At 55.3% G+C, this 25,328-nt stretch carries 23 protein-coding genes and 1 pseudogene; 13 read left to right on the top strand and 11 right to left on the bottom strand.

What is annotated here, in order from left to right:
* Positions 1-1,341: 1,341 nt before the first annotated feature.
* The 3 genes from WC598_RS08420 to glyS form a co-directional block, all read right to left on the bottom strand.
* Positions 1,342-3,579: a DEAD/DEAH box helicase gene (locus WC598_RS08420; protein WP_372961040.1), complete on the bottom strand. Its 2,238-nt coding sequence runs from the start codon at positions 3,577-3,579 to the stop codon at positions 1,342-1,344.
* A 296-nt stretch (positions 3,580-3,875) separates the two neighbouring features.
* Entirely contained in the window at positions 3,876-4,097 is a 222-nt protein-coding gene (locus tag WC598_RS08415) for a hypothetical protein (protein ID WP_372961039.1), read from the bottom strand.
* 94 nt (positions 4,098-4,191) lie between these two features.
* Positions 4,192-5,913, bottom strand: a complete 1,722-nt coding sequence (gene glyS, locus WC598_RS08410; protein WP_372961038.1) for a glycine--tRNA ligase — start codon at positions 5,911-5,913, stop codon at positions 4,192-4,194.
* Between the two features lie 276 nt (positions 5,914-6,189).
* On the opposite strand from glyS, the gene WC598_RS08405 reads away from it, so the two are divergent.
* The 4 genes from WC598_RS08405 to WC598_RS08390 all read left to right on the top strand — a co-directional run bounded on the left by WC598_RS08405 (position 6,190) and on the right by WC598_RS08390 (position 8,266).
* Complete coding sequence (locus WC598_RS08405; RefSeq protein ID WP_372961037.1) at positions 6,190-6,798, top strand: response regulator receiver protein; 609 nt, start codon at positions 6,190-6,192, stop codon at positions 6,796-6,798.
* A 114-nt stretch (positions 6,799-6,912) separates the two neighbouring features.
* Positions 6,913-7,575 (top strand): metal-dependent hydrolase, encoded by a 663-nt coding sequence (locus tag WC598_RS08400; protein WP_372961036.1) that lies wholly within the window; start codon positions 6,913-6,915, stop codon positions 7,573-7,575.
* Between the two features lie 95 nt (positions 7,576-7,670).
* Positions 7,671-7,796, top strand: coding sequence for a hypothetical protein (locus WC598_RS08395; RefSeq protein WP_372961035.1), 126 nt, complete (start codon positions 7,671-7,673; stop codon positions 7,794-7,796).
* Between the two features lie 128 nt (positions 7,797-7,924).
* On the top strand, positions 7,925-8,266 hold the full coding sequence (locus WC598_RS08390; protein ID WP_372961034.1) for a hypothetical protein: 342 nt from the start codon (positions 7,925-7,927) through the stop codon (positions 8,264-8,266).
* A gap of 34 nt (positions 8,267-8,300) precedes the next feature.
* Here WC598_RS08390 and WC598_RS08385 read toward each other — a convergent pair whose 3' ends face one another.
* Positions 8,301-8,636 carry an STAS domain-containing protein gene (locus tag WC598_RS08385; RefSeq protein WP_372961033.1) on the bottom strand — a complete coding sequence of 112 codons (336 nt, stop codon included), beginning with the start codon at positions 8,634-8,636 and terminating at the stop codon, positions 8,301-8,303.
* Positions 8,637-8,828: 192 nt separating this feature from the next.
* Here WC598_RS08385 and WC598_RS08380 point away from each other — a divergent pair, with 192 nt between their 5' ends.
* The 4 genes and pseudogenes from WC598_RS08380 to WC598_RS08365 form a co-directional block, all read left to right on the top strand.
* Positions 8,829-9,215 carry a hypothetical protein gene (locus tag WC598_RS08380; RefSeq protein ID WP_372961032.1) on the top strand — a complete coding sequence of 129 codons (387 nt, stop codon included), beginning with the start codon at positions 8,829-8,831 and terminating at the stop codon, positions 9,213-9,215.
* A gap of 246 nt (positions 9,216-9,461) precedes the next feature.
* Positions 9,462-10,136: a VWA domain-containing protein gene (locus WC598_RS08375; protein WP_372961031.1), complete on the top strand. Its 675-nt coding sequence runs from the start codon at positions 9,462-9,464 to the stop codon at positions 10,134-10,136.
* Positions 10,133-10,891 (top strand): PP2C family serine/threonine-protein phosphatase, encoded by a 759-nt coding sequence (locus WC598_RS08370; protein WP_372961030.1) that lies wholly within the window; start codon positions 10,133-10,135, stop codon positions 10,889-10,891. The genes WC598_RS08375 and WC598_RS08370 overlap by 4 nt, the downstream gene beginning before the upstream one ends.
* A 12-nt stretch (positions 10,892-10,903) precedes the next feature.
* A pseudogene (locus tag WC598_RS08365) lies at positions 10,904-11,578 on the top strand (hypothetical protein); the annotation flags it as partial.
* A gap of 278 nt (positions 11,579-11,856) precedes the next feature.
* On the opposite strand, the gene WC598_RS08360 reads toward WC598_RS08365, so the two are convergent.
* The 3 genes from WC598_RS08360 to WC598_RS08350 form a co-directional block, all read right to left on the bottom strand.
* Positions 11,857-11,982 carry a CxxxxCH/CxxCH domain-containing protein gene (locus WC598_RS08360; RefSeq protein ID WP_372961042.1) on the bottom strand — a complete coding sequence of 42 codons (126 nt, stop codon included), beginning with the start codon at positions 11,980-11,982 and terminating at the stop codon, positions 11,857-11,859.
* An 892-nt stretch (positions 11,983-12,874) separates the two neighbouring features.
* Positions 12,875-13,510, bottom strand: a complete 636-nt coding sequence (locus tag WC598_RS08355; RefSeq protein ID WP_372961029.1) for a class I SAM-dependent methyltransferase — start codon at positions 13,508-13,510, stop codon at positions 12,875-12,877.
* A gap of 424 nt (positions 13,511-13,934) precedes the next feature.
* The gene (locus WC598_RS08350; RefSeq protein WP_372961028.1) at positions 13,935-14,687 is read right to left on the bottom strand and encodes a class I SAM-dependent methyltransferase; all 753 of its coding nucleotides are present in this window, start codon (positions 14,685-14,687) and stop codon (positions 13,935-13,937) included.
* 49 nt (positions 14,688-14,736) lie between these two features.
* Between WC598_RS08350 and pth2 the strand changes: the two genes are divergently transcribed.
* Positions 14,737-15,099: a peptidyl-tRNA hydrolase Pth2 gene (gene pth2 / locus WC598_RS08345; RefSeq protein WP_372961027.1), complete on the top strand. Its 363-nt coding sequence runs from the start codon at positions 14,737-14,739 to the stop codon at positions 15,097-15,099.
* Positions 15,096-16,373, top strand: a complete 1,278-nt coding sequence (gene truD / locus WC598_RS08340; RefSeq protein ID WP_372961026.1) for a tRNA pseudouridine(13) synthase TruD — start codon at positions 15,096-15,098, stop codon at positions 16,371-16,373. Before pth2 ends, truD begins: the two co-directional genes overlap by 4 nt.
* Here truD and sppA read toward each other — a convergent pair.
* Positions 16,370-17,185, bottom strand: a complete 816-nt coding sequence (gene sppA / locus WC598_RS08335) for a signal peptide peptidase SppA (RefSeq protein ID WP_372961025.1) — start codon at positions 17,183-17,185, stop codon at positions 16,370-16,372. The genes truD and sppA overlap by 4 nt on opposite strands.
* On the bottom strand, positions 17,185-17,874 hold the full coding sequence (locus tag WC598_RS08330; RefSeq protein WP_372961024.1) for a dihydrofolate reductase family protein: 690 nt from the start codon (positions 17,872-17,874) through the stop codon (positions 17,185-17,187). The genes sppA and WC598_RS08330 overlap by 1 nt, the downstream gene beginning before the upstream one ends.
* A 132-nt stretch (positions 17,875-18,006) precedes the next feature.
* On the opposite strand from WC598_RS08330, the gene WC598_RS08325 reads away from it, so the two are divergent.
* Entirely contained in the window at positions 18,007-18,639 is a 633-nt protein-coding gene (locus WC598_RS08325) for a CDP-alcohol phosphatidyltransferase family protein (RefSeq protein WP_372961023.1), read from the top strand.
* Between the two features lie 194 nt (positions 18,640-18,833).
* On the opposite strand, the gene artA is transcribed toward WC598_RS08325, so the two are convergent.
* Positions 18,834-19,658, bottom strand: a complete 825-nt coding sequence (gene artA, locus WC598_RS08320; protein ID WP_372961022.1) for an archaeosortase A — start codon at positions 19,656-19,658, stop codon at positions 18,834-18,836.
* 162 nt (positions 19,659-19,820) lie between these two features.
* Here artA and WC598_RS08315 point away from each other — a divergent pair, with 162 nt between their 5' ends.
* Positions 19,821-20,135 (top strand): transcription factor S, encoded by a 315-nt coding sequence (locus WC598_RS08315; protein WP_372961021.1) that lies wholly within the window; start codon positions 19,821-19,823, stop codon positions 20,133-20,135.
* A 482-nt stretch (positions 20,136-20,617) separates the two neighbouring features.
* On the opposite strand, the gene WC598_RS08310 is transcribed toward WC598_RS08315, so the two are convergent.
* Positions 20,618-22,681, bottom strand: coding sequence for an acetate--CoA ligase family protein (locus WC598_RS08310; RefSeq protein ID WP_372961020.1), 2,064 nt, complete (start codon positions 22,679-22,681; stop codon positions 20,618-20,620).
* 269 nt (positions 22,682-22,950) lie between these two features.
* Here WC598_RS08310 and acs point away from each other — a divergent pair, with 269 nt between their 5' ends.
* On the top strand, positions 22,951-24,846 hold the full coding sequence (gene acs / locus WC598_RS08305) for an acetate--CoA ligase (protein WP_372961019.1): 1,896 nt from the start codon (positions 22,951-22,953) through the stop codon (positions 24,844-24,846).
* The last annotated feature ends 482 nt before the right edge of the window (positions 24,847-25,328 follow it).

Raw genomic sequence — 25,328 nt, 5'->3', positions numbered from 1 at the left:
CAGGATCCGGGGATATCTCTCAACCGTTAAGAAAAATGAAAGGCCGGTTCTCGCATCACTCGTTGGTGCATTTCAGGGAAATCCATTCACACCTTCTTGTGCTCACAGGACGGGCTGAATAGTTACGAAAATTATTACAATGTACGAACCGAAAATGCCAGAGAAAGCAATTAACTAATTTTTTACCTCAACCTCTTTTGCCCAGCGAGGCCCCGACGAGGCGGCCGAGCGACCCCCATCAGGGGGTGGGAAACCTCGCAACATATCATACGGAAAGTCAGGAACATTCACTCCTCCTAAGTATTCCTTCCGGCTCAACATGGATTCCCTCTGCCCCGCCATCCCCCCGCACTCCTTCACGGCGACCAGCTCCTCCAGCAATGCATTTGTAATTTTCTACATGAATCCTAAGTAACCTTTGTAGGGAGATGCAACATTCCCCAATCCTGCAACAATGCAGTTATATTGCCGAAGGATAATCATCCGATTCCAGATTTCAACCCGTGTGATCCCAGCCTTGCGGTAAAGCTATCTCAAAACAGGGGTTTCTTTCATTTTGTCTTGCTATAGCCTGATCGGAAGGAAGATCGCCCCTCCAATTGAGCCTATTTGCGCACATTTGGCTCTCCGAGGTTATTTTTTCAATTACGGGCACGTTACGAGAAGATAAAAATGAATTTACATCCAATTTCCGCGAATTCCGCACAGTACCCGATTCCGATACAACACCCGCACGGTTTATACGTCCAAAATGGGCCCTGTTAGTTAAAAGAGACCCAATTTGAAAAACGGGATCTGGATCATTTCCGGTACTCCCGGACGATCTTCTTGCCAACGGAGATATTCGGGAAGGACTGCCGCCCCGGGTCCGGAAGGGAAGTGCTTCTGCTCCTCCATGGGCCCGTTGAGGTGACTCCCGTTCATCCGCTTTTTCCGGGGTCGTATGGACCTGAAAAACCCCTGAAAATAAACTCCTCGAAAATCGCTCTGTTTTCCAATCGGAGCCCGATTTAAAGATCGGGATTTTTGAGAGTCGCACTTTTTGGCGAATTATACGACATTGTTTTTGAGATACGCCAGCATTGTCCCCTGTTTGCTCATATCGGGGGTATTTCGGGCTTTAAAATCGGTCAATACAGTCCCTTTTGGGGGCAAACGGAGGTGTTATTCCGAAGTAGAGATCGCCCGGAGAACCGGAGGGGGGTTGTTCCGGGAGGGATTTTTAGCTGTCTGGAAAAGAACGGGAAAAATCAGCGACACCTCCAGCCGGTCCATGCACCCCGGGTACTTATAACCCGGCACCTGCCTTACCTCCGCAACGAACCGGGTCCGCAGGAAGGTTTAGCGGTATTCCTTCCGGCACACCTCGAAAACCCGCTGCCCCGTCTTCTCCCCAATCCCCTTCACGGCAACCAGCTCCTCAAGAGAAGCATTCACAATCGCCTGGATTGAACCGAAATGCGCCAACAGCAGCCGTGCGTTCTTCATCCCGATATCCGGAAACGCCGAGATAATGAACTCCTGCTCCTCGCGTACCGATGAATGCGTCTTGTGCGGGTGGACTTTTCGCTCGCCCCGCTCCCCCTCTTCCCGCCGGGCAAGCACCATGAGCATCTGCGCTGTGTCCTGCTCGTCCCGGGTGAAGAGGAGGGTTACGCCCATGTCCACGGTCAGGGCTGCGAGCACTCCTTTGATCGCGTTCGGGTGAATGTCCCGCTGGGTGTAAAGATCACCACCTTCGATGATAAGCACCGGGCGGGGGACGGCCTCGGCCATGGTTTTGATCTGGCCGAGCAGGTCGCGCTCGATGAGCGTGTCCACGAAGTCCCGTGCGGTCTTGCGCTCGACAAGGATCCGGTTGCCAATCGCGTAATCCCCGGTGGCGAGCCGTTCGAGCCGGATTGCGGCTTCCATGCCGGAGAGCAACTCCACGACCTTTGACGAGGTCTCGCGGTCGTCGACAACGATCCTTGGTCCCTGCGGGGTGAACTCCTCGATGCTTGCCTGTTCCACGACAATCGGGCGCTGCACGGAAGATGTCATGTTCCCCATCGAGCGCATGCTCTTCTGCATCATCTTCTCCTTGGTTGCGCTGACGTGGCGGAAGACCTCGTCCGATGTCCCTTTCGTGACGAGTACGACTACCCGCCCGGCCCCGGACCGGCCGGTCCGGCCCTTGCGCTGGATGGACCGGATCTCGGACGGCACCGCCTCGTAAAAGATCACCATGTCCGTTGACGGGACATCGAGGCCCTCTTCCCCCACGGACGTTGCGATCAGGACTTTGAACTCTCCCTTCCGGAACCGGTCCAGCGCCGCGATCTGCTTCTTCTGCGAGAGCCCTTTCTCGGCATCCTTTGTTGCCTGGCCAACGAACCGCTCCGATACAATGCCGTGCTTTCCGAGGAAATCCACGAGCAGCTGGACCGTGTCCCGGTACGTTGCAAAGACGATGATGCGGCTGTCCGGGCAGGCTTCCAGCTGGTCGCGGACAAGGTCGAGAGCCATCTCCATCTTCGGGTGAAGCTCGGTTGTCCATTCAACCGACTGGCTGAAAAGCTCCTGGAACGACTGGTCGGCCACGAGCCGCTGGCTTGCCTTGCTGCCCCCGGCACCCTTCCCCTCGGCAACGAGTTTTGCAAGATACCCTTTCAGCACCGTGCTTCCCTGCGATTCAGCGAGCATGACCGCGTGCTTGAGCTTCATGCATTCGGCATAGACTGATGCCGCTGAGTACCCGGCCGGATCCCGGTTTGCAATCCGCTGCTGGATCTGGGCATTGATTGCGTTCAGCTCTTTCATCGAGAGCTTCTCCCGCTTAGGGACGGTGAAATTGAGGGACGCAAGGAGGGCGAGCCGCTCCTCGATGAGCCCGTTGATGACACGGACTGCAGCTTTCAGCGCGGGTGGCAGGCTGACATCAAGGTATTCCAGCTCCCGCTCGAAGACGTACGGCCGGACATCCGGGTCGTTCTCTGTCCGGGTCTCGACCTGCTCGATCCCGAGGTTCGCACACACGTCCTGCACTTTCTCCTCAGCCCCACCGGGTGAAGCCGTCATGGCGAGCAGGAGCGGTTTTGCAGCGGTCGCAAGGTAGCGCTGGGCCAGGAAAACGTACGCGTAATTCCCGACCGCCCGGTGGCACTCGTCAACAACCAGGAGCGAGACATCGTTCAGCGTATAGCGCCCGGCAATCAGGTCGTTTTTTATTACCTGCGGTGTTGCAAGGATGACCGTTGCCCGCTCCCAGTCCGCGGTGCGTTCGTCCGGGGGGGCGTCGCCCGTGAACATGACAAACGCTGATGTTGCCGATCCCTCACTGCCCGGCAGGCAGAGGTATTTTTCGAAATACCGGAGGTGCTGCTCCACGAGCGGTTTTGTCGGGGCGAGCATCAGCACTTTGCCCTTCTCGTTGTAGAGCCGGGAGGCTGCAACAATGAGGGCAACTGCGGTCTTGCCAAGTCCCGTGGGCAGGATCACCATCGTATTGCCGTCCAGCGCCCGCATGGCTACCGAGAGCTGGTACTCCCGCTTCTCAAGGGAGTCCGGTTTTATCAGGGGGTGGCTGATGCTGCTCATATTCCTGTGAGTGGGTTGGCGTGCTTGAGTAATATAGGGAATTGTGTTCTTGAGAAACCTGATCCTGCTCCCCACCCATTATGAGCGTGACCCCCTCACTCCCCCAGTGGGGGAGGCTGCCCAAGGGGAGCACCCCTTGACCTCCATTTTCTCTTCGGGGGAAATACTGAGAAAAGACAACTGAACAAATCGCCGGTATTAAATGAAACGGTAATTGAGGCCGCCGCGGGGCGCCCTTCGGGGCGGCGGCAGTCATCGCAATTCAATTCAAAAAACAGAGTTAGTGTAATGATTCTTTATCGGGTTGAGAGGTATGTAAGATATGCAATTCCGAGACCAAATATCGTGAGTCCCGCTATAAATTTTTGATCTGCAAGCGCATTAAAAGTCTCTAATGATGAAGGAATCCATGATATTATCCATCCTGAAAAAACTACTAAAAGACCTACAGCTACAAAAAAAATTCCGCAGCCATAAGCGATTTTATCTATATTCGAAAGATTATCCCAATTTGTCATTTTTATCAATTATTCTATTAAATTTATGTTAATAAAAAATTTTGGTTTATTGAAGAAATTACCCCCTCAATACATCTAAAATTTTTTGAGGCATTTATCCAAGTTCGGCAAACTTCACGTCGCCTTCAACAAGCGCACTGACGATCTCCGGCAATTTATCGATTGCAATCCGGACCTGCTTCATGCTGTCCCGGTCCCGGAGGGTGACGGTGTTGTTCTCCTTGGTATCGTAGTCGACCGTGACCGCAAACGGGGTCCCGATCTCGTCCTGCCGTCGGTATCTCCGGCCGATTGCGCCCGAGTCATCGTATTCCGCCTGGATGCCTTTTTTGTGGAGCGTGCGGGTGATCTCGTCGGCAATCGTGTCGAGGCCGTCGCGGGTCATGAGCGGGAACACGGCAACCTGGACCGGGGCAACCTTCGGGGAGAGGCGCATGACGGTCCTGGCTTCGCCATCGGCGGTATCCTCATCATATGCCTGTTCAAGGACCGCATAGCACATCCGGTCGATCCCGTACGAGGGCTCGATCACGTGCGGGACAACATCTTCGCCCCGGACATCCACGATCTCGTCCCGGACCTCGAAGAGGTCTGCGGGGATATGGATCTTCTCCCCGTCAACAACAACATCGGCACCGTTCTCCGTTGGCGTGGAGTTCCCGAGCGCCTCGAAGATTGCCTTTGCCTTGTTCCGGTACTGCTTCCCGAGAACCCCCATGTTGGGGATGATCCGCCGGCGGGCAACTTTCTTTGGCTCTGCGTACTGGATGAAGACGGTCATCGGCGTACCGCTCGCCCCTGCGTGGGCGTTCAAGTCGTAATTTGTCCGGTCTGCAAGGCCGACCGTCTCGACCCAGCCGAAGCGGTCGGAGAGGATCTCGGCATCCCAGCAGTCGGTTGCGTAATGGGCCCGCTCGTCCGGGAGGTGCTGGCGGAAGCGGAGGCGTTCCGGCTTGATCCCGATGGAAACCAGCATGTCGTGCGTCAGGGCAACGTAATATGCCAGGTATTCGTTTGCGATAACGCCCGTGTCAACGGCCTCACGCATTGTCAAGGAGACTGCCTCTTCGCACTTCTGCTGCCGGCCCCAGGTGAGAAGCGGCATCCGGTAATCCGCATAGCGATGGAACCGGGGGTGGCGGTTCTTCTCATCCGGGTGGACAAAAATCTCTGCCTCGGCCTGCGTGAACTCGCGGAGCCGGATCATGCCCTGCCGGGGCGAGATCTCGTTCCGGTAGGATTTTCCGATCTGGACTGCGCCAAAGGGGAGCTTGTCGCGGTAGAACCGGAGGAGCCGGGTGAAGTCCACGAACATTCCCTGGGCGGTCTCAGGGCGGAGGTAGCCGACCCGTTGCGAGTCCGGGCCAATAGACGTCTTGAACATCAGGTTGAACCCGAAGACCTCGACCTTCCCGAGCACCTCTTCGCAGGCAAGGCACGTGCAGGAAGCAAGGGCAGCAGCGAGTTCCTGGTTCTTCATCGTTGATGCGTTCTTTACCCCGCCGCCTTCTGCAACGTGATCGGCTCGTAAGAACTCTTTGCAGTGCGGGCACTGGCACATCTTGTCGGCAAAGCCGGCAACATGGCCGGAAGCGATAAACACCGCTTCCTGGGCAATGGTCGGGCACTCGATCTCGTAGTAACCCTCACGGATAACGTAAAAATCCCTCCAGACATTCTCGATCCGCCGCTTCATCATCGCCCCGAGCGGCCCGTAATCGATGAACCCTGCAACGGCGCCGTAACATTCCGACGTGGGCCAGATGAACCCGCGGCGCTTGGCAAGTTCCATGACGTTTTCAAAAACATCGCTCATAGTGATCACGTAGTATTAATCTCCAGTAGTGTTGAACTACTGGCGACAAAAAGACTCTCATATCATATGAGGGCTCGTGAATGACTGCCCGGGTTGTTCAGGACCGGAAAACCTGTACAGAACCAGTTAACATTTCCGGATCCCGCAGATAAAATCGTACAGTTTTTAAGAGGAATCGAACTCCGATTTAAAGCCCTTTTGGTCAAACAACGCGTAAAGATAGGATTAAATAGTACTCGAAGTATTGTATATCCTAATCCCAATACGGGGTATGCAATGACCGAAGACAAACGCAAGGCACATCTTCTGAAACTCTTCAGCACCATGTCCGGCAAGACGAAAATCGTCGAGCCCATGAAAAATATCCATGGTACCTTAAGAGACAGCGACGCGATCGAACGCGAGGTCGCTCTCGTCATGAGAGAGATCACTGAACAGGGAATTTTCAAGACCTCCTTAAAACCGATCCAGCTTGCAAAGCTCGTCACCTCATTCTATGCAGGAAAGAATGATACTGAAATCGCCCGGGAACTCGGGGATGAGAAACTCAGTAAGACGGTTGCACGGGCACGTGTCCGGCTCAAACTATTCCGCGAGCTCGATTTCAAGATGCCGTTTGACAAGGAAAAAATGGAGGAGCTCGTTGATTCCGGCAAGACCATGAAAGAGGTCTCGGAGGAACTCGGCGTAAGCCCGTCGACCCTTCGCGAGTACCGGCATGTCATCGAAGAGCAGGAAGATCCCACCATCGACCCGTACATTGACCGGATCCGCGATGTCATGGAAGACCGCGATCTCTCGGAACAGATGACCCGGAGCGCAACTGCCGACAGCCTCGGGGACTCTATCGACATAACCGAAGCAGAACTTATCGATGTGACATAAGGGCGCAGGTTGCCTGCCCCTTAGCCTTTTTTCCCTGCACAAGGGGAACCTGCCCGCGTTTCTTTGCACATCCGAAATGGCAACTTTCATCAAAACAGACTCCGATCTGCATATATGCAAATCACGTACCTTGGCCACTCCTGTGTACTGCTCGCCGGTACAAAACGCGTTCTCATCGATCCGTTCATCGAGGGCGGGAGCGTTCTTGGCCTGGACCCGGATATCGTTGCCGTCACCCACGGGCACTCGGATCACATGGGCGAAGCAGTTGCGCTCAACAGAAAAACCGTTGCCATCACCGAGATCGGGCGGTACTTAAAATCCAAAGGCGTGCCGGCAGAGACCATGAACATCGGCGGCACGCATGTTGTCGATGGCGTCTCCTTTTCCATGACCCCGGCGCAGCATTCATCCTCCATCGAGGAAGCCCCCCCCGGCGTTCCCGGCGGCAATCCCGCGGGCTTTGTCATACGGATGGATGGCGTGACCGTGTACCATGCCGGGGACACCGGGCTCTTCTCCGATATGAAACTCATTGGCGACCTGTACCACCCGGACATCGCGTTCCTCCCGATCGGCGGCCGGTTCACGATGGGACCGAATGAGGCCATGATCGCGGCCAGTTTCATTGGCGCAAAGATCGTAATTCCCATCCATTACAATACCTGGGACCGGATTGCCGCCGACCCGGTTGCATTCAAAAAAGCCATCGAGCGGACAACGGACCTGAGGGTTCGGATCCTTGCCCCGGGCGAGTCTTACGAAACCGGATCCTGAGATCTGTTTTTCCCGGGTTCTGCAACCCGGCTCTATCGTTTTTTAATAGTACCGATACATAATACCGTGTACGAGAATACTCCGGCGGAATTGTTGTGTCGAATTGTCCCCAATGCGGCTCAAAAAATAACGAGTGGACGGACTGCAAGACCGTTGAGAACAAGACGGTCGTAGTCTGCCTCTGCAATGACTGCGGCCATACCTGGGAGCAGCGGCTGTAGTTTCCCGGAATCTCCGTAAATCCGGTGCCTGCAGCTCCTCCCGTGATGATATGATCACGACCCGGTAGTGCGTCTGTCCCGTTGCATCAGACCGGGTCTCACGTTAAAAAGAGAAATGAGGAAAGACCATGGCGCTTGAATGGGATCCTATCACGTTCATCAATCTGGTATTGTGCATCATCATCGTTTTTCTCGGTACTCTCTGCTATGCAAAAAGCCAGGAGAAACTCCCGCTCTTTATCGGTGCCGCCTTTGGCCTCTTCGGCGTCTCCCATGCAGCAACCCTTGCGGGCCTGAAAGTCCCGCTCACCATCCCGCTCATCATCATCCGGACGCTTGCGTACATCCTTGTGATCATTGCCCTCTGGCTGTACCTGAAAGACAGCCTCCTTCTCAAAGAGACCCGGCAGGGCTGGGTGGACTTTTTCAAGAGCGATGCCAGTGAACCGGATGAGAAGAAAAACGATTGATCCTTTTTGGCCGGAAGGCCATGTAAATCCCGGCTCAGGCAAGCAGGAGGAGAGCCTCGGCCCGGGTTTTGCTGATGGGAAAGATGCTGGTAAAGCCGGCCATCTCAAAAATTCTAAGAACCTGCGGTCGGATCTCAGCCAGCGCCACTTTCCTGCCGGCTTTCATCTGGTCCCGGGTTATGAGGAGAAGTACCCGCAGGCCGGCGCTTGCAATGTATTCGGTCTTTGAAAAATCAAGAACTATCTTTTTTGGGGCCGTAGAAAGGAGTGTTTTTAATTCCGCTTCAACGCCCGGCGCGGAACCGGCATCGAATTTCTGCGGGAAAAGGACGACCTGTGCATCTTCAGCGGCAATAATCTCAAGCACCATAGCGGTTCAGCCTCACAGGCTAGTATCTCACGCCGGTATTGATTAAGATTTACTTTCTGGCAGTCCGAACCCTCCCTTTTCGTATTTCCGGAAAGCCGTACGGTCCCGCAGGGAAAGGAGCGCTGCCGGAACAATCATCCACAGCATTAATGAGGATATCAGGAAAACATTGGTTTACGGAAAACATGAACTATGTTCGACTCCCTCTTTGAACATGAGACCGGCGGCACCCTCAAGGCGCTTACCCTCGAATGGCAATGCCCCAAATGCCAGGGACTTAATTTCAAGCTTCTCATGAAGAACATCCGGGAAACGGGGCTCTATCACACGCGGTGCAGGTACTGCAAGGCGAAATTCCGCGTGAGCTACCCGGATGCCGGCCGGAGCATTCCCGGTGAGGACGAATTCATGGAGCGGATCACCGAAGAGGATTTCCCGGATACCGACGTGCAGGACCTGATCAAGGACTACGCCGAGATCGAGTACCTGAAAGCCGACCGGGCCGCTCCCGGCGTAATTAAGGAAAAACAGAAGGCGCTCGAAGAGAAGATCGCCTTTGTAAAACGGCGGAGACGCTAGGCCGTTTTGATCCCGGGCAGAGAATACGGTGCGGGATCCGTTTCCGCTGAGGCGATGCGGGTCAGGATTTTACAGGACGGATACAGCCGTTTGTTTCCCTGTCCCCAGTTTTTTTTGGCGGGAGAAATCACCGCCCATTACCCCCGGGGTTAAAAACCAACGTGGAAACCTAAAATATTTAGAAAGCCGTATAGCTGGGTAAGAGTATGCGCTTTTCCGGGTACGGAAGATGTGCGGAGAATGTTAATGAGCGACGATTCCTATCTCGATCAGCAACCCCTTGGACCGGTAACTTTTGCGGAAAACCCCGAACCCCGCTGCCCCTGCCTGTTACTGCTGGACACATCCGGGTCCATGGCAGGACAGCCCATTGCCGAACTCAATGCCGGGCTCAGGGCATTTTACGAAGAACTGCAGGGAGATTCCCTTGCCTCAAAACGCGTCGAGGTAGCGCTCATCTCATTTGGCCCGGTGCGGGTTATCAGCAATTTCAATACCGTTGATTATTTCCTCGACCCGACACTCGTGGCCGAGGGCGACACGCCGCTTGGGGAAGCCATCCGGCAGGGAATCGATCTCGTGAGAAAGCGCAAGGAAGAGTACCGCGCCAACGGTATCTCGTTTTACCGGCCATGGATCTTCCTGATCACGGACGGCTCCCCCACCGACGCCTGGCAGCATGCAGCAGCTGCCATACGGGAGGGAGAGAGCTCGAAGTCGTTTGCGTTCTTTGTTGTAGGCGTCCAGAACGCGGACATGAAGACCCTCCGGCAGTTATCCGTCCGGGAGCCGCTCAAGCTCCAGGGTCTCAAGTTCCGGGAATTTTTCCAGTGGCTCTCCAATTCCATGAAATCGGCGTCAAGTAGCAATCCCGGCGACAAGATTATGCTTGCTCCACCCTCCGGCTGGAGTGAGATATGACATGGAAGCACATTGCAGCCACTGTTACGGGAATCTCGCACCTGAACCGCAATGAGGGCGGCCAGGATTACTGCAGGGTACAGGTTGTCCAGTTTGGCGACCGGGAATATTTTATCGGCCTTGTAGCCGACGGGGCGGGAAGCACGGCTGACGGTGGTGTCGGTGCGCAGATCGCCTGCGATACCATCCTCGGGTGCATCACCGTGTCGATCCGGGATACGGGTGAACTGTCCGGCATATCGCATGAGGATGTTGAACACTGGGTGTCCGCTGCCCGGGATGCAATAGCCCGGCAGGCAGAAATGAGTTCAAAACCCCTCCGGGAATATGCCTGCACGCTTCTTGGCGCGGTCATCGCCGACAACCATGCCCGGTATTTCCAGATTGGGGACGGGGGCATCGTGATCCACGAGGAGGCCGGTTACACTGCGGTCTTCTGGCCGGACCAGGGCGAGTATGCCAACACAACGTACTTCATCACGGACGAGGCCTTCCTCTCGCACCTCAGCCAGCAGAGTTCCGCAAGCCCCCCGGACGAGATCGCGCTCTTCACGGACGGGCTCCAGAACCTTGTCCTCTCGTTCTCCCGGAAGGTTCCCCATGACGGTTTTTTCAAACCCCTGTTTGAGACGCTCCGGAAAAGTTGTGGCGGAGAAAATCCCATACTGACCGAACAGCTCAGAACGTTTCTTACAAGTCGCGAGATCAACGAGCGCAGCGACGACGACAAGACCCTGATTCTTGCCACGCACTAGACGGTTTTTCTTATGGATGCACCTCCACCCGGATCATGTTTTGACAGCAGGGGCAGACAGGTACCGCTCGGGAAAATGATCGGCAGCGGGGGCGAGGGAAATGTATTCGAAATAGTCTCGTCAAGCCAGAAATTCGTGGCCAAGATCTATCACAAGCCGCTGGACGAGGCAAAGCAGGAGAAACTCCGCGTCATGGTGAGGGGGTGCAACGACACCCTCAAGGAGATATCCGCCTGGCCGGTCGATTTGATCCACAGCGGGGCCGGAGGGCCCGTGTGCGGTTTTGTCATGCCCCGGGTCATGGACTGCGAACCCGTCCACAAGGTGTACGGCCCCACCCACCGCAAGCAGTCGTTCCCGGAGGCCGACTGGAAGTTCCTTGTCCGGGCTGCAAAGAACCTTGCCGCCGCGTTCGACGCCATCCATTTCTACGGGTACGTGATCGGGGATGTCAATGAAGGAAACATCCTTGTTGACAAGCATGCCTGCGTGACCTTAATCGACTGCGATTCGTTCCAGGTCAAGACCTCGGCGGATGTGTACTGCTGCGAGGTCGGCGTTGCGCAGTTCACCCCCCCGGAGATCATCAACGGCAAGGACTTTGGTATCCAGCGGTCCCCGAACCATGACACGTTCGGGCTCGCCATCCTTATCTTCCAGCTCCTCTTCATGGGCCGGCACCCGTATTCCGGGGTGTATTCCGGCAAAGAGGACATGCCCATTGAAAAGGCGATCGCGGAATACCGGTTTGCGTTTGGGAAAAACTCCCGCTTGAAATCGATCTCCCCGCCCCCGAACTCCGTGGGGCTCGCGATCATCCCGACTGACCTTGCCGAACTCTTTGAACAGGCCTTTACGGAGAGCGGTACTTCGGGGGGACGGCCCACTGCCAACAAGTGGTGGAATGTCCTCAATTCCCTTGAAAAACACTTAAAGATCTGCCCGGCCGATTCTTCCCACAAGTATTATGCCGGGCTTGGTACCTGCCCGTGGTGCCGGCTCGAACTCCAGTCCGGCGTTTTTCTCTTCCTGAGCCGGGACGCGGTCTCGAAATTCGATCTCCCGTCAGAGTGGCAGAAGATTGCCGCCATCAAACCGCCCGGCCCGGCACCTGAGATCCAGCCCCGCAATTACCCGGCCCGGGCCACACCGCTTGCCCCGGGCATTGCAAATGCCCTTGCGTTCACGAGATTCCGCCAGGTGACCGGCGCGGTCATGATGATCGCGTGCATTGCCTTTGTCCTCCTGGACCTTGCCGGGGATTACTGGGGGGTTATCCTTGTCCTTGTCTTTGGAGCCGTGCTGGTCCTCGTACCCGGTCGGGAAGCCGGGGAGCGGGAGCGGAGGAAGGCCGCATACGAGAACGCCCGCTACAACTGGGGGCTCGTTGACCGGAAATGGAAGAAGGATGCCGGCGACGCGGAGTTCAATGCCCTGCTGGGAAAACTCAAAGCCATCCGGCGGAGTTATGAAAGTATTGAGCGGGAGTACAAGACGGTTCTTGCGTCCATGCAGCACACGGCCCGCGAACGGCAGCAGATCACGTTCCTTGAGAGTTGTTTCATTGACAGCTACAACTTTCTCCGGATCGGGGTAAACAGGAAAGCCACACTCCGGTCATTCGGGATCGAGACTGCTGCCGATATCACGCGGGCGTCCCTCATGCGGATAACCGAACTTGAAGAGATCCACAAGGATGAGCTGCTCACCTGGCGCCAGCAGATGGAGAACAAGTTCCGGTTCGATCCGGCGCACGGGATGGACAAGTCGGATATCCAGCCGCTGATCCATAAGTTCCAGCCGAAACTCAAACCCTTGGAGCGGGAACTGCACCTGGGCCCGGAGGCGCTGTACCGGATCCAGCAGGCAATCCTGAAAAACCGGGCGCGGTTTTTACCCATGACCGAGAAGAGTGCCCGGGAGCTTTCGCAGGCCCATGCCGATTACGAGCTCTTCCGCTTTTCCAATAAGTTCCCGTGAAGTCTATGCCGGTTTTTTCCCGGAGATGAGCGCTATTGTAAAGGTATGCGCTTTCCCGCCCGGCACCGGTTTTGTCCGGATGGCAGCGGTCCGGTCCTGTACCAGGACAAACCCGGCATTAAGGAATGCCTTTTTCTGGGCTTCGCGCTCGAACCCGAAGTGGAAGATCCCGGTATTATCGTCATGGAACTTCCCCCCGTCCGGGTCGAGATCCGCAATCGCAATCAGGCCCCCCGGGAGGAGTGCTTCAAAAAAATGCGCAAGGAGTTGCGGGATATCCTTTACGTGATGAAGGGTCATGCTGCTGACAATCAGGTGATAACGGCCGGGAATGTGGTCACCCCGGTCGAGATCGATGTGGCGGCTCTTCACGTTTTGCAGCTTGTTGTAATCTATCTTCTCGTTGAGGATGGCGAGCATTCCTTCCGAGCTGTCGATGCCGGTGATGGAGCGGACATGGGGCTGGATATGGAGCGTTAAGAGCCCGGTGCCGCAGCCGAAATCCAGCACGTCCATAGTGGGTGCAAGAGGAATGGTATCCGTAATTGCTGCTGCAACATCTGCGGCAAGCTTCACGCGGTCCGGGTTCTCGTCCCAGGTTTTTGCAACAGTATTGAAATCCCGAATCTCACCGGTCATGATTATCACCGGATTGTAGGCCGGGTCATGGGAAAAAGGTGGCGAAGACGGCGGGAACCAACCCCTGGTGTTCCGTGTTTTTGGAGGCACGATTCCGGGCATGTACAGGCCCCGGTTTCCTCATTATGGGATCGCACTTCATGTTTCCAGGGGAAGTGACGTCCACGCGGCTGGAAAAGTGCCAGGATTTACGTTATTTTTCAAAAATAATCCCAAACCGGCGAGTTTCAACCTGCAAAATAGCGGGCTTTGGCGGGCCTTCTTTCCGGCACCCTGTTTTATCCTGTGCCGGGATACAAACGCCAACCGGCATGCATCAGCACCCGTTTTCATTTTCACGTCGGAGAAACAGCGAAATATACGGCCATATGCTGGATCTCCCGCGGGCTCCCGGGAAAAACGTGCGAAAATTCCCGGCAGACCTTTACGCCCGTTCTGCAATGATCGTAATGAGACCATCTTCCGATTCAAAAAAAACAATGCCGAACCCGGCATCGGCCACCATCAGGACCAGATCGTCCGGTGCGACACGGAGCTTCGTGTAATCACTTGCCGTTCTCTCCCATTGTCCGGTTTTGCGGGAAACGAGAATGTCCGTCACGCTGATCGTTCTTTTGTCGTATTCCAGCCGGCAGAGAAAGATCCGGTCCGCATCCCGGCGTACCGGAATCACCACAACCGATCCCTCCGGTTCCATGGAATAATTACGGAGCGTGAGGACAAGCTTCCCGCCCGGTCCCAGCTCATCGTGACACTGCCGGATAAGATGGCGCACCGCGTCCAGGTCCGGCAGGTGGGTGAGCGTATCCCCCATGCAGACGATCAGTTCCGGATGGCGGGAAGTCCAGGCCATAAAATCAAAAATATCTGCTGCAATGCAATTGATGGGAAGCGTGCCGGCCCGGGCCCGGAGTTCAGCCAGCAGCGGCCGGCAGAAATCCACCGCGATAACAGAAAACCCGGCCTCCGCAAGCGGGATTGCCTGGAACCCGCAGCCGGCGCCAAGGTCGATTGCGGTATGCGTGCTCTGCGGGACCAGGTGATGCGAGGCAAAAAAATGCCGGTTCTTCCGGAGATTATGATCAAATCCCCCGCTCATCCAGAGGTACTGCTCAGCAAGAAACCGGTCATAGTGGGATTGTGTTCCGTTCGGGGGATCCTCCGTCATATCACGCATCACTGCCTGCTATACTTATTTGACGTGCGGCAACCAAGAAACTACCACAATGGCAATCGAGCCCGAGTTCCGGTACAAGCAGTGCCTCATCATCAGGAATGATGTCAAGATGAGCTGCGGCAAGCGGTGTGCGCAGGCAGCACACGCCTCCATAGGCGCCTACAATGGTGCAGACAAATCCCTGGTAAAATCCTGGACGGCAGAGGGTCAGAAGAAAGTCGTGCTCAAGGCAAACGACGAGCGGACCCTCTTTGAGATCAAGGTGATAGCCGAACGCGCCGGCATCTCCACGTCCCTGATCCAGGACGCCGGCATGACCGAGATCCCGCCCGGCACCATCACCGCCCTTGGCCTCGGCCCGGCAAAGTCCGAGGAACTCGACAAGATCACCGGGTCGCTCTCGCTCCTATGATGCAGAGCACTTATCCCCTTGAACGCGATCTCGGCATGCGGTATTACGCAAGCGATGCCGCCGGTACTGGCGGGAAGCTCCGGTCCGTTGCGGAGGATTTCATTGTCGAGGAGATCCCGCCCGAACCAAAAGGCGGGACAACCGGGCCGTACCTGATCTGCAACCTCACAAAGACCAACTGGGAACTCCAGCACGCGGTAAAAGAGATCGCAAACCGGCTCGCCATCAGCCACCGGAGGATCGGCTGGGCCGGCACCAAGGACAGAAACGCTATCACCAGGCAGCGGATCTCCATCTTCAATGTGACCGCAGAGCGGGTTTCTGAAGTCCGGCTCAAGGACATCGTGCTCGAACCCATCGGGATCTCGAACGAGAGCCTGCTCCTCGGTGATCTTCAGGGGAACCGTTTCGATATCCTGATCCGCGACACGGACTCAACCGATCTTGCGCATACGGTGGAGAGCATAACAAAGACGGCGAGCGAGGGAATCCCGAACTACTTCGGCCTCCAGCGCTTCGGGGCGCTCCGGCCGGTCACGCACCGGGTCGGGGAGTGGATCCTCAAGGGGAACTACGAACAGGCTGTCCTGACCTATGTCGGCATGGTATTTCCCGGCGAATCGGATTCCGCACGGGTTGTCCGCTCGGAGTTTCTTGAAAGCCGCGACATCGAGACCGCACTCCACCGCTTCCCGGTCCAGCTCTCGTTCGAGCGCTCCATGCTCCATTACCTCCGGTCGCACCCGGACGATTATGCCGGGGCACTTTTGGAACTCCCGCCCAAACTCCTTTCCATGTTCGTCTCTGCGTTCCAGTCGTACCTCTTCAACTGTGCGCTGAGCCAGCGGTTCGATGACGGGCACACCATGCACGACCCGCTGCCTGGCGACATGCTGATCTTCGCAAACGGGAGGACCGACACCGCCACGGCCACGAACCTCACGGCCGTCTCGATGCACATAAAACGCGGGCGGTGCGGTATTGCTCTTTTCATGCCGGGAAAAGAGATGGCAGCCGGCCAGGTTCCCGATGCCACAACGCTCTCGCTGCTTGAAGAGCATCACATAACGCCCTCTGATTTCGAGCGGGCAGCAAAGTTTGTCCGGACAAAATTCGAGGGGGCTTACCGTCCCATTGCCCTTCGGACCGAGATTGTCTCATCCCTTGAAAACAACGATAAGGACGTGCGGCTGAAGTTCACGCTGCCCCCCGGCCATTATGCCACAACGGTCTGCCGGGAGTTCATGAAGGCTGACCCGGTAAAAATGATCTAGGATCGGGACTTCGCCATCTTTTTTGCGCCTTCAATGGCGTCATGCAGGTTCCCGAGCTCATCTATCACATTGATCTTTATTGCATCTGCGCCCCGGATGACCCTGCCGTCATCGATACTGGACCGGTCGATCTTGCGCTGGCTCGTGACATCGCTGATGAAGGTCTCGAAGCTGTCGCTGACGATCTTCTGGGCATACAGTTCCTCATCGGAACTCAACGGGCGGGACGTGCTTCCCATGTCCTTTTTGCTGCCGGACTTGATGACGCTGACATTGTATCCCTCGTTGCTCATCCAGCGGCTGATATCGGAGAACTTCCAGATGACCCCTACCCCTGCGGTGAATGTGTCCGGGTTTGCGTAAATCCTGTCGGCATGGGCGCTCACGTAGTACGCAGCCGAGGTCCCCATGTCCCCCATGGAGACAACAACCGGCTTCTTGGTTTTCGCGTATTCCAAGTCGCCGATGATCTCCTGGGCGGCTGCCGGAGTTCCTCCGGGGCTGTCCACCCGGAGCACAATCGCTTCCACCATCGGGTCATCCGCTGCAGCGCGCAGCTCGCGGCCAACCACTTCGCTGCCTATTGAATCCCCGTCAGAGACCTCACCGGTCACCATAGCTCCCTCCAGGCGGACAACTGTTACGCCCCGCGTGTCATCGTGGGTGAGATAGTACGTTGAAAAGACAAAGCAGGCGATGAGGAACAGCCCGGCAATCAGCACGAGATACCATTTGAGCCCGGAGGGGGATTTCGGCGAGCCCTGCGGCTGCTGGCCGATGACCGGCCACTGCACGCGATCCTGTTCATCCATTAAGGTGCCTCACCATACAGCACGTCGAACTCGGAGACGAGGTTGCTGCCGCACAGGTAATATTTTTTCAGGTTGAGCCGGATCATCTCATCCTCGGAATTGATGTGCATGCCGCCAACGAGCGAGGGGGTGTCGGACCCTCCCACGATGAACGGCAGGTGGATGAGCCGGATCTCGTCTACGAGCCGGTCGTGCAGCATGTGCCAGTTGAGGGTCGGGCCGCCCTCGATCATCAGCTTGTTCACGCCGAATTTTTCCTTGAGGATTGTAAGGAGGAGCGGGAGTTCTACCCTTGTTTTCCCGGCCACGATAACGTGGGCTCCTTTTGCTTTGATAGCCTCGATGCGGTCCTTCGGAGCTGCTTCCGAGACGGCGATTGCGGTCGGGGCGTCGGGCCCGAGCACATTTGAATCAAGGGGGATATCCGCCAGGCTGCACGGGATCACCCGGAGCGGGCTCTTGCCCTGCACGTAACGGACGGTGAGAAACGAGTTGTCGATCCGGATCGTGTTGGCGCCGACCATGATGGCATCGTATTCCGCACGGGTGTTGTGGAGCAGAAGCTCGGTCTCGTGCGCCATATATTTCATCAGGATCTTGGAAGAGGCACCTTTTTTTAAGGTAAGTTTGCCGTCGGCAGTGATCTCTGACATCATCAGCACGTGAGGACGGTTTGTTTTAGTAGTCATTGCCACTTCACTCTCCGGTTACATTTGGTGCCAGGTATAAATAAAGTGATGATAGTGGAAGTAAAGGTATTAACCGCGCCGTTGCGACCTGAAGAGCAACTATTAATGGTTCGCGTACCCATGAAATACGTTATGAACATTACTGCCCTCCGGCCAAGGTTCATGAAATATCTTGAGCCGGTAGCAGATCTCTTTGTCCGGTTGAGGATAACTCCCAACCAGATCTCGCTCCTCGCCCTGCTTGCCGGTATTGCCTGTGCGTACCTGTTCTTCCAGCGCCAGTTTGCGCTCGGGGCTCTCATGCTGTTCCTTTCCGCCATTTTTGACCTTGTGGACGGGAGCGTTGCACGGAAGACCGGTGCCCACACCAATTTCGGGGCGGTCTTTGACTGGATTGTCGATAAGTACGTAGACGCCCTCGCATTGCTGGGCATCGGTCTTGCCGGCATCCCCATCATCAGCCAGTTTTTTGCTGTGCCGCCCGTTGCGGATTTTGCCGTGGTTGCCTTTGCTATCATCGGATCCCTGATGAACACGTTCATCAAGCCGGTGGTTTACGCCGAGATCGGGTACAAGGAGAAAGTGGAAGGAAAGATCGATGACCCGCTCGAAGGCGTTGGTTTTTTTGGCAGGCCCGAGACATTCCTTGTCCTGATCCTTGGCGGCATCTCCGGTTTTATCTGGGCATCGGTCATCATCATCGCGGTCTGCACGAACCTCTCTGCAATCCAGCGGATCGTTTACCTGTACCGGACGCTTGCCTGATCCTGTGTTGCAACAACTATCCCGTCACATTTTTTCCTGCCCGTGGTATGAGGGAACGGCAACAATTGCCGTTGCAAAAAAAAACGCCGCTGCAAAAAAGGAGCATCCCGTTTTCAGGATTTTGCATGAACAATACACGATTACGGGCATGCCGGGAAATGGTCATTTTTGTTACTGCGAAACCCTGCCCGGTATTATGGCTTCTTTTCAAATGCCTGCCGGATCTCCCCGTAATATAACCGGTACACCTCGTCAGCGAATTGGCCGAGGCTGGGGATCAGCCGGAAGAGGCCGTAGGCGATAAAGATGAGAACAAAAAGGGCGGTGATTTCGGCAACAACGTTGTGGGCCCAGAAGAAGCTCTCGTACCCGATCTCCCCGTTGCCGGCTATTTCCGGGTAATAGGGATACCACTGGTCCGTGTAAGCCATGATGACGTAGACGTTCCGGAGCAGGTTCAAGAAATAGATTGTCGGGGCTATGAGGAGGAATGCGAGGATCTTCTGGCGCAGTGTTGTCGGCACGGCAGCCGCAACCCCAAGAAGGATGGCGATGCTCTGGATGCCGGTGCATCCGAGGATGATCTCAACCCGGAAGTAGTTGTGCATGATGATATTCCATGCATCCAGGGTTACCGGGTACTGTAAGAGGCCGAGGATCCAGACCACCTGGCCTACAACAAGATCGATGAGGGCGTTCCCCAGCATTGCAAACGCGGGCACCTGGTCGAACCCGAAGGGAGCATAGATGAGGAAGGCGACCGCCGCTGCCCGGGAGAGGCTGATCGCCCGCATATCCTCCCTGAGGAGATATTTTATCGTAATGAATAGGAACGGAACCGAGAGTAACGCGACAATCGGGTACATGAAGTTATTCTCGGCAAAATACGTTGGCAGCTCGGCAAAGAGGGTTAAGACAATAAAGATCCAGCCGATGATGGCTGCATATTTCCGATGACGACCGGGTACGAGGAATGCCAGAAATCCAACACAGGAAATCAGGATCAGGTACTCGATCATTATAGGATTATCCACCCGATACCAAAAAAAGGATTCTGAAGAGCAATTTTTTCTCAATGGGGGTTGTCAGGAAAATGCGGAACCGTATCCGGTCTTTGGAACCAAATTTCCGGCCGGTAACGGTACAAGGCTTAATCTTCTATCATCACGCATAGTATACCGATGTTCTGTCCTGAATGTAAGAGTCTGCTCATGTCTTCAGCTGGTCAGCTCAAGTGCCGGAAGTGCGGGTATACCCGCAAGATTGAGGGCACTGACCAGATGAAGAAGAAAGTTGAGCGCAGGGAAAACGAGATTACGATTGTTGAGGAAGATGGAGAGAGCATAAAAACCATGCCTACCATCCAGATCCGGTGTCCCAAGTGCGAGCACAATCTCGCCATCTGGTGGCTCCGGCAACTGCGGGCGGCTGACGAGAGTGAGGTCCGTTTCTTCCGCTGTACCAAATGCGACCACACCTGGCGGCAATACGACTGATTTTTTTTATACCCTCTTTTTGAATTTGATCCGGTGAAACCGGGTTACGTGCAGGATCGTGTAGAATCGGGTTTTGCCGTCTTGCCGGATTTTTCCGGGCGGCTTTCCGCATAATTATTCCGTTGGAAAATTTCCGGATGAAGCCATTTCTGGATGTTGAAAAAAAGGGTAAAGTGCCAATCCAGCCCCTAACATCTATCTTTTACAATAGTCCGCCCCCCTTTGCGCCAGCCCTGCCCCCATTGGGGGCGGGGGCGCATGCGATTCCTCGGTATTACCAAAAATCCCGATTCAGGTAATACAGCACTATCGCAACCGTGGCGCCATAGCGGCGGGGCGAAGCTCCTGGAGCGTCAGTATTTCCGCTCCAAAACGAATTTACTTTTTTGCATTAAAATTTTAGGCATGTATTTTTTACCTCTTTCACTCCGTAAATCCTTCCTGGATTTAAGGTGCTGGAATAGTACATTACCCAAAAAAAATTAGAGCAGGCCCGGTGCCTTGACCCGGAACTTCTGCCAGAGTACGCGTCCCACGACCCGGTAGGTATAGTCCAGTTCTTCGAAGCTGGGAATATCGTGCTCTTTCAATATCTCCCGGCCCGTGTTCATCGAGTCCCCGCCCAGCAGGGTTGCAACGAGACGGTTCGGGGTCATGCCCGAGAACTTGAGGATCTGTTTGGCCATCTGCTCTGAAGTAAGGACGAGGTTCGGGAACGTGATGATGAATGCGATATCCCAGAGATCCTCATGCTTTGCGAGAACGGAGAACGTCTTCTCGAACCGTTTCTCGGTTGCATCGCCGAGCAGGTCGATAGGGTTGCCTTTGTTCCAGAATTCGGGGAGGAACTCGTTCAGCTCATCAATGACCTCCTTTGGCAGGTCAACGATCTCGACACCGTACCGCTCTGCGTAATCGGAGGAGAGCACGGCGTACCCGCCGGCGTTTGTTATGATAACGGCCCGCTTGCCTTTCGGGTACCGTTTCGGGTGGGCGAGCATCTGGGCCGCGAGGAATGCACCGGTGAGGGTGTGGACGGCGATGACACCGGATTTACGGAACGCTTCCATGTACACATCGTAGGACCCGGAGAGCGACCCCGTGTGCGAAGATGCGGCAGCCTGGCCCCTGCGGGATGAACCGGCTTTGATCGCAATGACCGGTTTTATCTTTGCCACTTCGGAGACGACTTCCATGAATCCCTTGCCATCCGTGATCTGCTCGATGTACATAATGATTGCCTTGGTCTTCTCGTCCTTTCCGACATAGCGCAGGTAATCGAGGAAATCGAGATCGGACTGGTTGCCCACGGAGATGACGTTCGAGAACCCGATGTTCTTTGCAAGACTCCAGTCAACGACGGTGTTGATGATGGCGCCGCTCTGGGAGATGAACGCGATGTTGCCGGGCTTTGGCGACTGGTGGACGTAAGTTGTATCGATGCCCCGCGGGGGAATGATGACACCAAGACAGTTCGGTCCGATGATGCGGGTCCCGTTTCTCTTTGCGATCTCAAGAACCCGATCTTCCAGCGCTTTTCCGCCCTCGCCCATTTCCTTGAAACCGGCAGTGATGATAACTGCCATCGGCACGCCTTTTGCCCCGCACTCTGCGATGACTGCCGGGACATGGATGGCAGGCACCGTGATAACGGCAAGGTCGACCGGTGCCGGGATGGCGGTGATGGACGGATAGGCCTTGAGCCCCTGGATCTCACTCCTCTTGTTGTTGACCGGGTAGAGCTGGCCGGGGAAGTGGAGCAGGTTGTGCATGACGGCGTACCCCATCTTCGATGAATCCTGCGATGCCCCGACAACGGCAATTGAACGGGGGTTGAAATATTCCATCGGGACCGGTATTCGTGCTACCTTCTCAACAACTGCTATTTCATCGTTAACGATGACACGTGCATCAACGGCACAGGCGCCTTTCTCGTAGAGCCTGATCGGGTTGATATCGAATTCCACGACTCGTTCGTTCTCTTCGAAGAAGCGGGCAACGTTCCCGATGATACGGACGAGCTCTTCCTCGTCCCGTGGCTTGGAGCCGCGGTACCCGGCAATGAGCGGGTATGCGTTGATCTCCTTGATCATCTGGCGGATCTCATCTTCCGTTATCGGCAGAATGCGGAGCGTCACATCCTTCATGAGCTCGACCATGGTCCCGCCCATACCAAACGTGATAACCTTGCCAAAGGCCGGGTCGGTCCTGCCGCCGATGATCAGTTCGAGGCCCGGCTCGGCCTGCTGCTCGACAATGACGCCCTCGATATGGGCATCGGGATTGTAGGCCTTCGCGCCGTCGATAATCTTGGTGAACGCACCGAGGGCGGCTTTCCTGCTCCCGATACCGACAATCACGCCGCCGGCATCGCTCTTGTGGACAATCTGGGGCGAGATGATCTTCATGACAACCGGGCAGCCCATGCGTTCAGCCGCATGTGCCGCGTCTTCCCCGCTCTTTACGATCTGGTACTCGGGTACCGGAAGATCGTATTTCCTGAGAATATCATATCCTTCTGCTTCACTCAACATTTTCTGGGTCACTTTTTCACCTCGGTTCTGATCTGTTTGTTCCCTTTTGGAAACTCGCGAATGTGTTAAAAGAAAATGCGTGCAGAAGGGATCCGATCCGGACAGGACCAATACCCGCACTACATTTTTTTAAAAAATTTGATATGGCACGATTTAAACATTCTGCAATTGTCGAATTCTGCTTCGGCATCGAATGCAGGCTGAAACGGGCGGATTTTGGCATTCAGACTAAAAGATTAAGTTAAATTATCATTATTGATAATGTAGATTGGGAGCACTCCATGCAAGAGAGCGCGGATTTGAAACACGAAGTGAAGTACTATACGCCTGATCCCTCCTACAGGACGAACAGCTGGATGGGGGATTACAGCTGGGCTTATAATGAATTCATCAAAGACCCCGAGGCGTTCTGGGCAAAGATTGCAAAGAAACTCCACTGGTTTTCCGAGTGGGACAAAGTGCGGGAGTGGAACTATCCCTATGCGAGATGGTTTGTCAACGGCAAGACCAACATAACCTACAACTGCCTTGACCGCCATGTTCTCGGGAAAAACCGGAACAAGGTTGCGCTCATCTGGAAAGGCGAGACCGATGAGGAAGAACGGGTCTATACGTACCGCCAGCTCCTCCGGGAAGTGAACCGGTTTGCGAACGGGCTCAAGACCCTGGGTGTTGTCAAGGGCGACCGGGTCTGTATCTACATGCCGATGATCCCGGAACAGGTCATCGCAATGCTCGGGTGTGCCCGGATAGGTGCCGTACACAGTGTCGTGTTCGGTGGATACGGTGCCGCCGCTCTCAACCAGCGGATTGTCGGGGCCGGGGCCAAGGTAGTCATCACTGCCGATATGGCGGTGCGCCGCGGCAAGTCCATTCCGCTCAAACATGTAATTGAAGAAGCGATCATCCATGCACCAACGGTCGAACACCTCATCGTCCTGCGTCGGGAGCTCGGGCGCCCTGTCGAGATCCACAGCGAGATGGAGATGGACTTCTATGAAGTGGTCAGGGACGCTTCTCCCGATTGCCCGGCGGAAGTCATGGACTCCGAAGACCCCATGTTCATCCTGTACACGAGCGGGACAACCGGAGCACCCAAAGGGATCGTCCATACCTGCGGGGGGTACATGGTCGGGGTCTATTATACCACGAAATATATCTTCGACTTAAAAGAGAGCGACGTGTACTGGTGTACCGCAGATCCCGGCTGGATCACCGGCCACTCATATGTTGTCTACGGTCCCCTTTCGGTCGGGGGAACGATCCTCATCTCGGAGAACACGCCCGATTACCCGGATCCCGGCATCTGGTGGAAGATGGTCGAGGAGTACGGTGTGAGCATCCTCTACACGGCCCCGACTGCCATCCGGATGTTTATGAAGCTGGGGCGGGAATGGCCCGACAAGTACAATCTCAGCTCCCTGCGTATCCTGGGATCGGTCGGGGAGCCGCTGAATCCCGAAGCCTTCGAGTGGTTCTACGATGTCATTGGGAAAAGCAAGTGCCCCATTGTCGATACCTGGTGGCAGACCGAGACCGGCATGCACATGATCACAACCGTTCTTGGCGAACCGATGCGCCCGGGTTTTGCCGGAAAATCCATACCCGGCGTTGTTGCCGATGTGGTGGACAAGGACGGGAAGAGTGTCGAGCCCGGGAAAAGCGGCCTGCTCGTGATAAAAGAGCCCTGGCCTTCCATGATGCGGACCGTGTACAATGATGATGCCCGGTACCGGAAATACTGGGAGACCATCCCCGGCTGTTACACGGTGGGCGATCTGGCCATCAAGGCCCCGGACGGGAACATCATGGTGATCGGCCGTTCCGATGACCTGATTGTAGTTGCCGGCCACAATATCGGTACAGCCGAAGTGGAGAGTGCGCTCGTGTCCCACAAGGCCGTGGCTGAAGCCGCGGTTATCGGGAAGCCCGATCCCCTGAAGGGAAACATCATCAAGGCCTTTGTCACCCTGCGGGTTGGCCATACGCCCAGCGACCGGCTGAAAAACGAACTTACTTACCACGTCCGGATCACCCTTGGACCTATCGCAATGCCGTCCGAGATCGAATTCGTGGATAATCTCCCCAAGACCCGGAGCGGCAAGATTGTCCGAAGAGTTCTCAAGGCAAGGGAGATGGGCGTGGACCCGGGCGATATCTCGACTCTCGATGAGTGATCCTTCCCGGGATTATACTTCATCTTTTTTGATTTTTTTATGACATTTGCGCTCCTTTGGTTTTAACTGGGTAATCAGTATCCCAAAAAAACATGTCACGGAATAACGAGCCGGTTAGATGTGGTTCAGGATAATCAACGGTGGCACAATGAATCTGACTGCCCGATGCATTTCCAGCCATAATGCCCTCTCATCCGGCCGTGAATCCTGAAATCCTGCAGGACTACCCTGCCATGATTCGCTGCGGGTAAATGTTACGAATAGTATCTGCCCATATAATTTTGGAACGCCGGTTAATCTGAATACCATTTTGATCTCGTTCTTCGCTCACGAGATTGCTGTGTATGAACCGTACGTCTTTTTTTTAAATTAGTGTTCCGGATTTTTGATCCTGAAAGAGTATTTCTTCTCCTGGTAAACATCAAAATTACCGGCAGATATCGTATGAATCGAATAAAAGGGGCTTAACGCACCCAGGGAAA

The sequence above is a fragment of the Methanoregula sp. genome (assembly GCF_041645475.1).
Taxonomy (GTDB): Archaea; Halobacteriota; Methanomicrobia; order Methanomicrobiales; family Methanospirillaceae; genus Methanoregula.
Note: the sequence above shows the minus strand (reverse complement) of the source record. Positions and strands in the feature narration are given on the sequence as shown.

What these genes read in the sequence shown, in the direction of transcription:
- WC598_RS08420 (WP_372961040.1), bottom strand. Translation starts at nt 3,579, where the DNA reads ATGAGCAGCATCAGCCACCCCCTGATAAAACCGGACTCCCTTGAGAAG.
- WC598_RS08415 (WP_372961039.1), bottom strand. Translation starts at nt 4,097, where the DNA reads ATGACAAATTGGGATAATCTTTCGAATATAGATAAAATCGCTTATGGC.
- glyS (WP_372961038.1), bottom strand. Translation starts at nt 5,913, where the DNA reads ATGAGCGATGTTTTTGAAAACGTCATGGAACTTGCCAAGCGCCGCGGG.
- WC598_RS08405 (WP_372961037.1), top strand. Translation starts at nt 6,190, where the DNA reads ATGACCGAAGACAAACGCAAGGCACATCTTCTGAAACTCTTCAGCACC.
- WC598_RS08400 (WP_372961036.1), top strand. Translation starts at nt 6,913, where the DNA reads ATGCAAATCACGTACCTTGGCCACTCCTGTGTACTGCTCGCCGGTACA.
- WC598_RS08390 (WP_372961034.1), top strand. Translation starts at nt 7,925, where the DNA reads ATGGCGCTTGAATGGGATCCTATCACGTTCATCAATCTGGTATTGTGC.
- WC598_RS08385 (WP_372961033.1), bottom strand. Translation starts at nt 8,636, where the DNA reads ATGGTGCTTGAGATTATTGCCGCTGAAGATGCACAGGTCGTCCTTTTC.
- WC598_RS08380 (WP_372961032.1), top strand. Translation starts at nt 8,829, where the DNA reads ATGTTCGACTCCCTCTTTGAACATGAGACCGGCGGCACCCTCAAGGCG.
- WC598_RS08375 (WP_372961031.1), top strand. Translation starts at nt 9,462, where the DNA reads ATGAGCGACGATTCCTATCTCGATCAGCAACCCCTTGGACCGGTAACT.
- WC598_RS08370 (WP_372961030.1), top strand. Translation starts at nt 10,133, where the DNA reads ATGACATGGAAGCACATTGCAGCCACTGTTACGGGAATCTCGCACCTG.
- WC598_RS08360 (WP_372961042.1), bottom strand. Translation starts at nt 11,982, where the DNA reads ATGGCGGCAATCTTCTGCCACTCTGACGGGAGATCGAATTTCGAGACC.
- WC598_RS08355 (WP_372961029.1), bottom strand. Translation starts at nt 13,510, where the DNA reads ATGACCGGTGAGATTCGGGATTTCAATACTGTTGCAAAAACCTGGGAC.
- WC598_RS08350 (WP_372961028.1), bottom strand. Translation starts at nt 14,687, where the DNA reads ATGCGTGATATGACGGAGGATCCCCCGAACGGAACACAATCCCACTAT.
- pth2 (WP_372961027.1), top strand. Translation starts at nt 14,737, where the DNA reads ATGGCAATCGAGCCCGAGTTCCGGTACAAGCAGTGCCTCATCATCAGG.
- truD (WP_372961026.1), top strand. Translation starts at nt 15,096, where the DNA reads ATGATGCAGAGCACTTATCCCCTTGAACGCGATCTCGGCATGCGGTAT.
- sppA (WP_372961025.1), bottom strand. Translation starts at nt 17,185, where the DNA reads ATGGATGAACAGGATCGCGTGCAGTGGCCGGTCATCGGCCAGCAGCCG.
- WC598_RS08330 (WP_372961024.1), bottom strand. Translation starts at nt 17,874, where the DNA reads ATGACTACTAAAACAAACCGTCCTCACGTGCTGATGATGTCAGAGATC.
- WC598_RS08325 (WP_372961023.1), top strand. Translation starts at nt 18,007, where the DNA reads ATGAACATTACTGCCCTCCGGCCAAGGTTCATGAAATATCTTGAGCCG.
- artA (WP_372961022.1), bottom strand. Translation starts at nt 19,658, where the DNA reads ATGATCGAGTACCTGATCCTGATTTCCTGTGTTGGATTTCTGGCATTC.
- WC598_RS08315 (WP_372961021.1), top strand. Translation starts at nt 19,821, where the DNA reads ATGTTCTGTCCTGAATGTAAGAGTCTGCTCATGTCTTCAGCTGGTCAG.
- acs (WP_372961019.1), top strand. Translation starts at nt 22,951, where the DNA reads ATGCAAGAGAGCGCGGATTTGAAACACGAAGTGAAGTACTATACGCCT.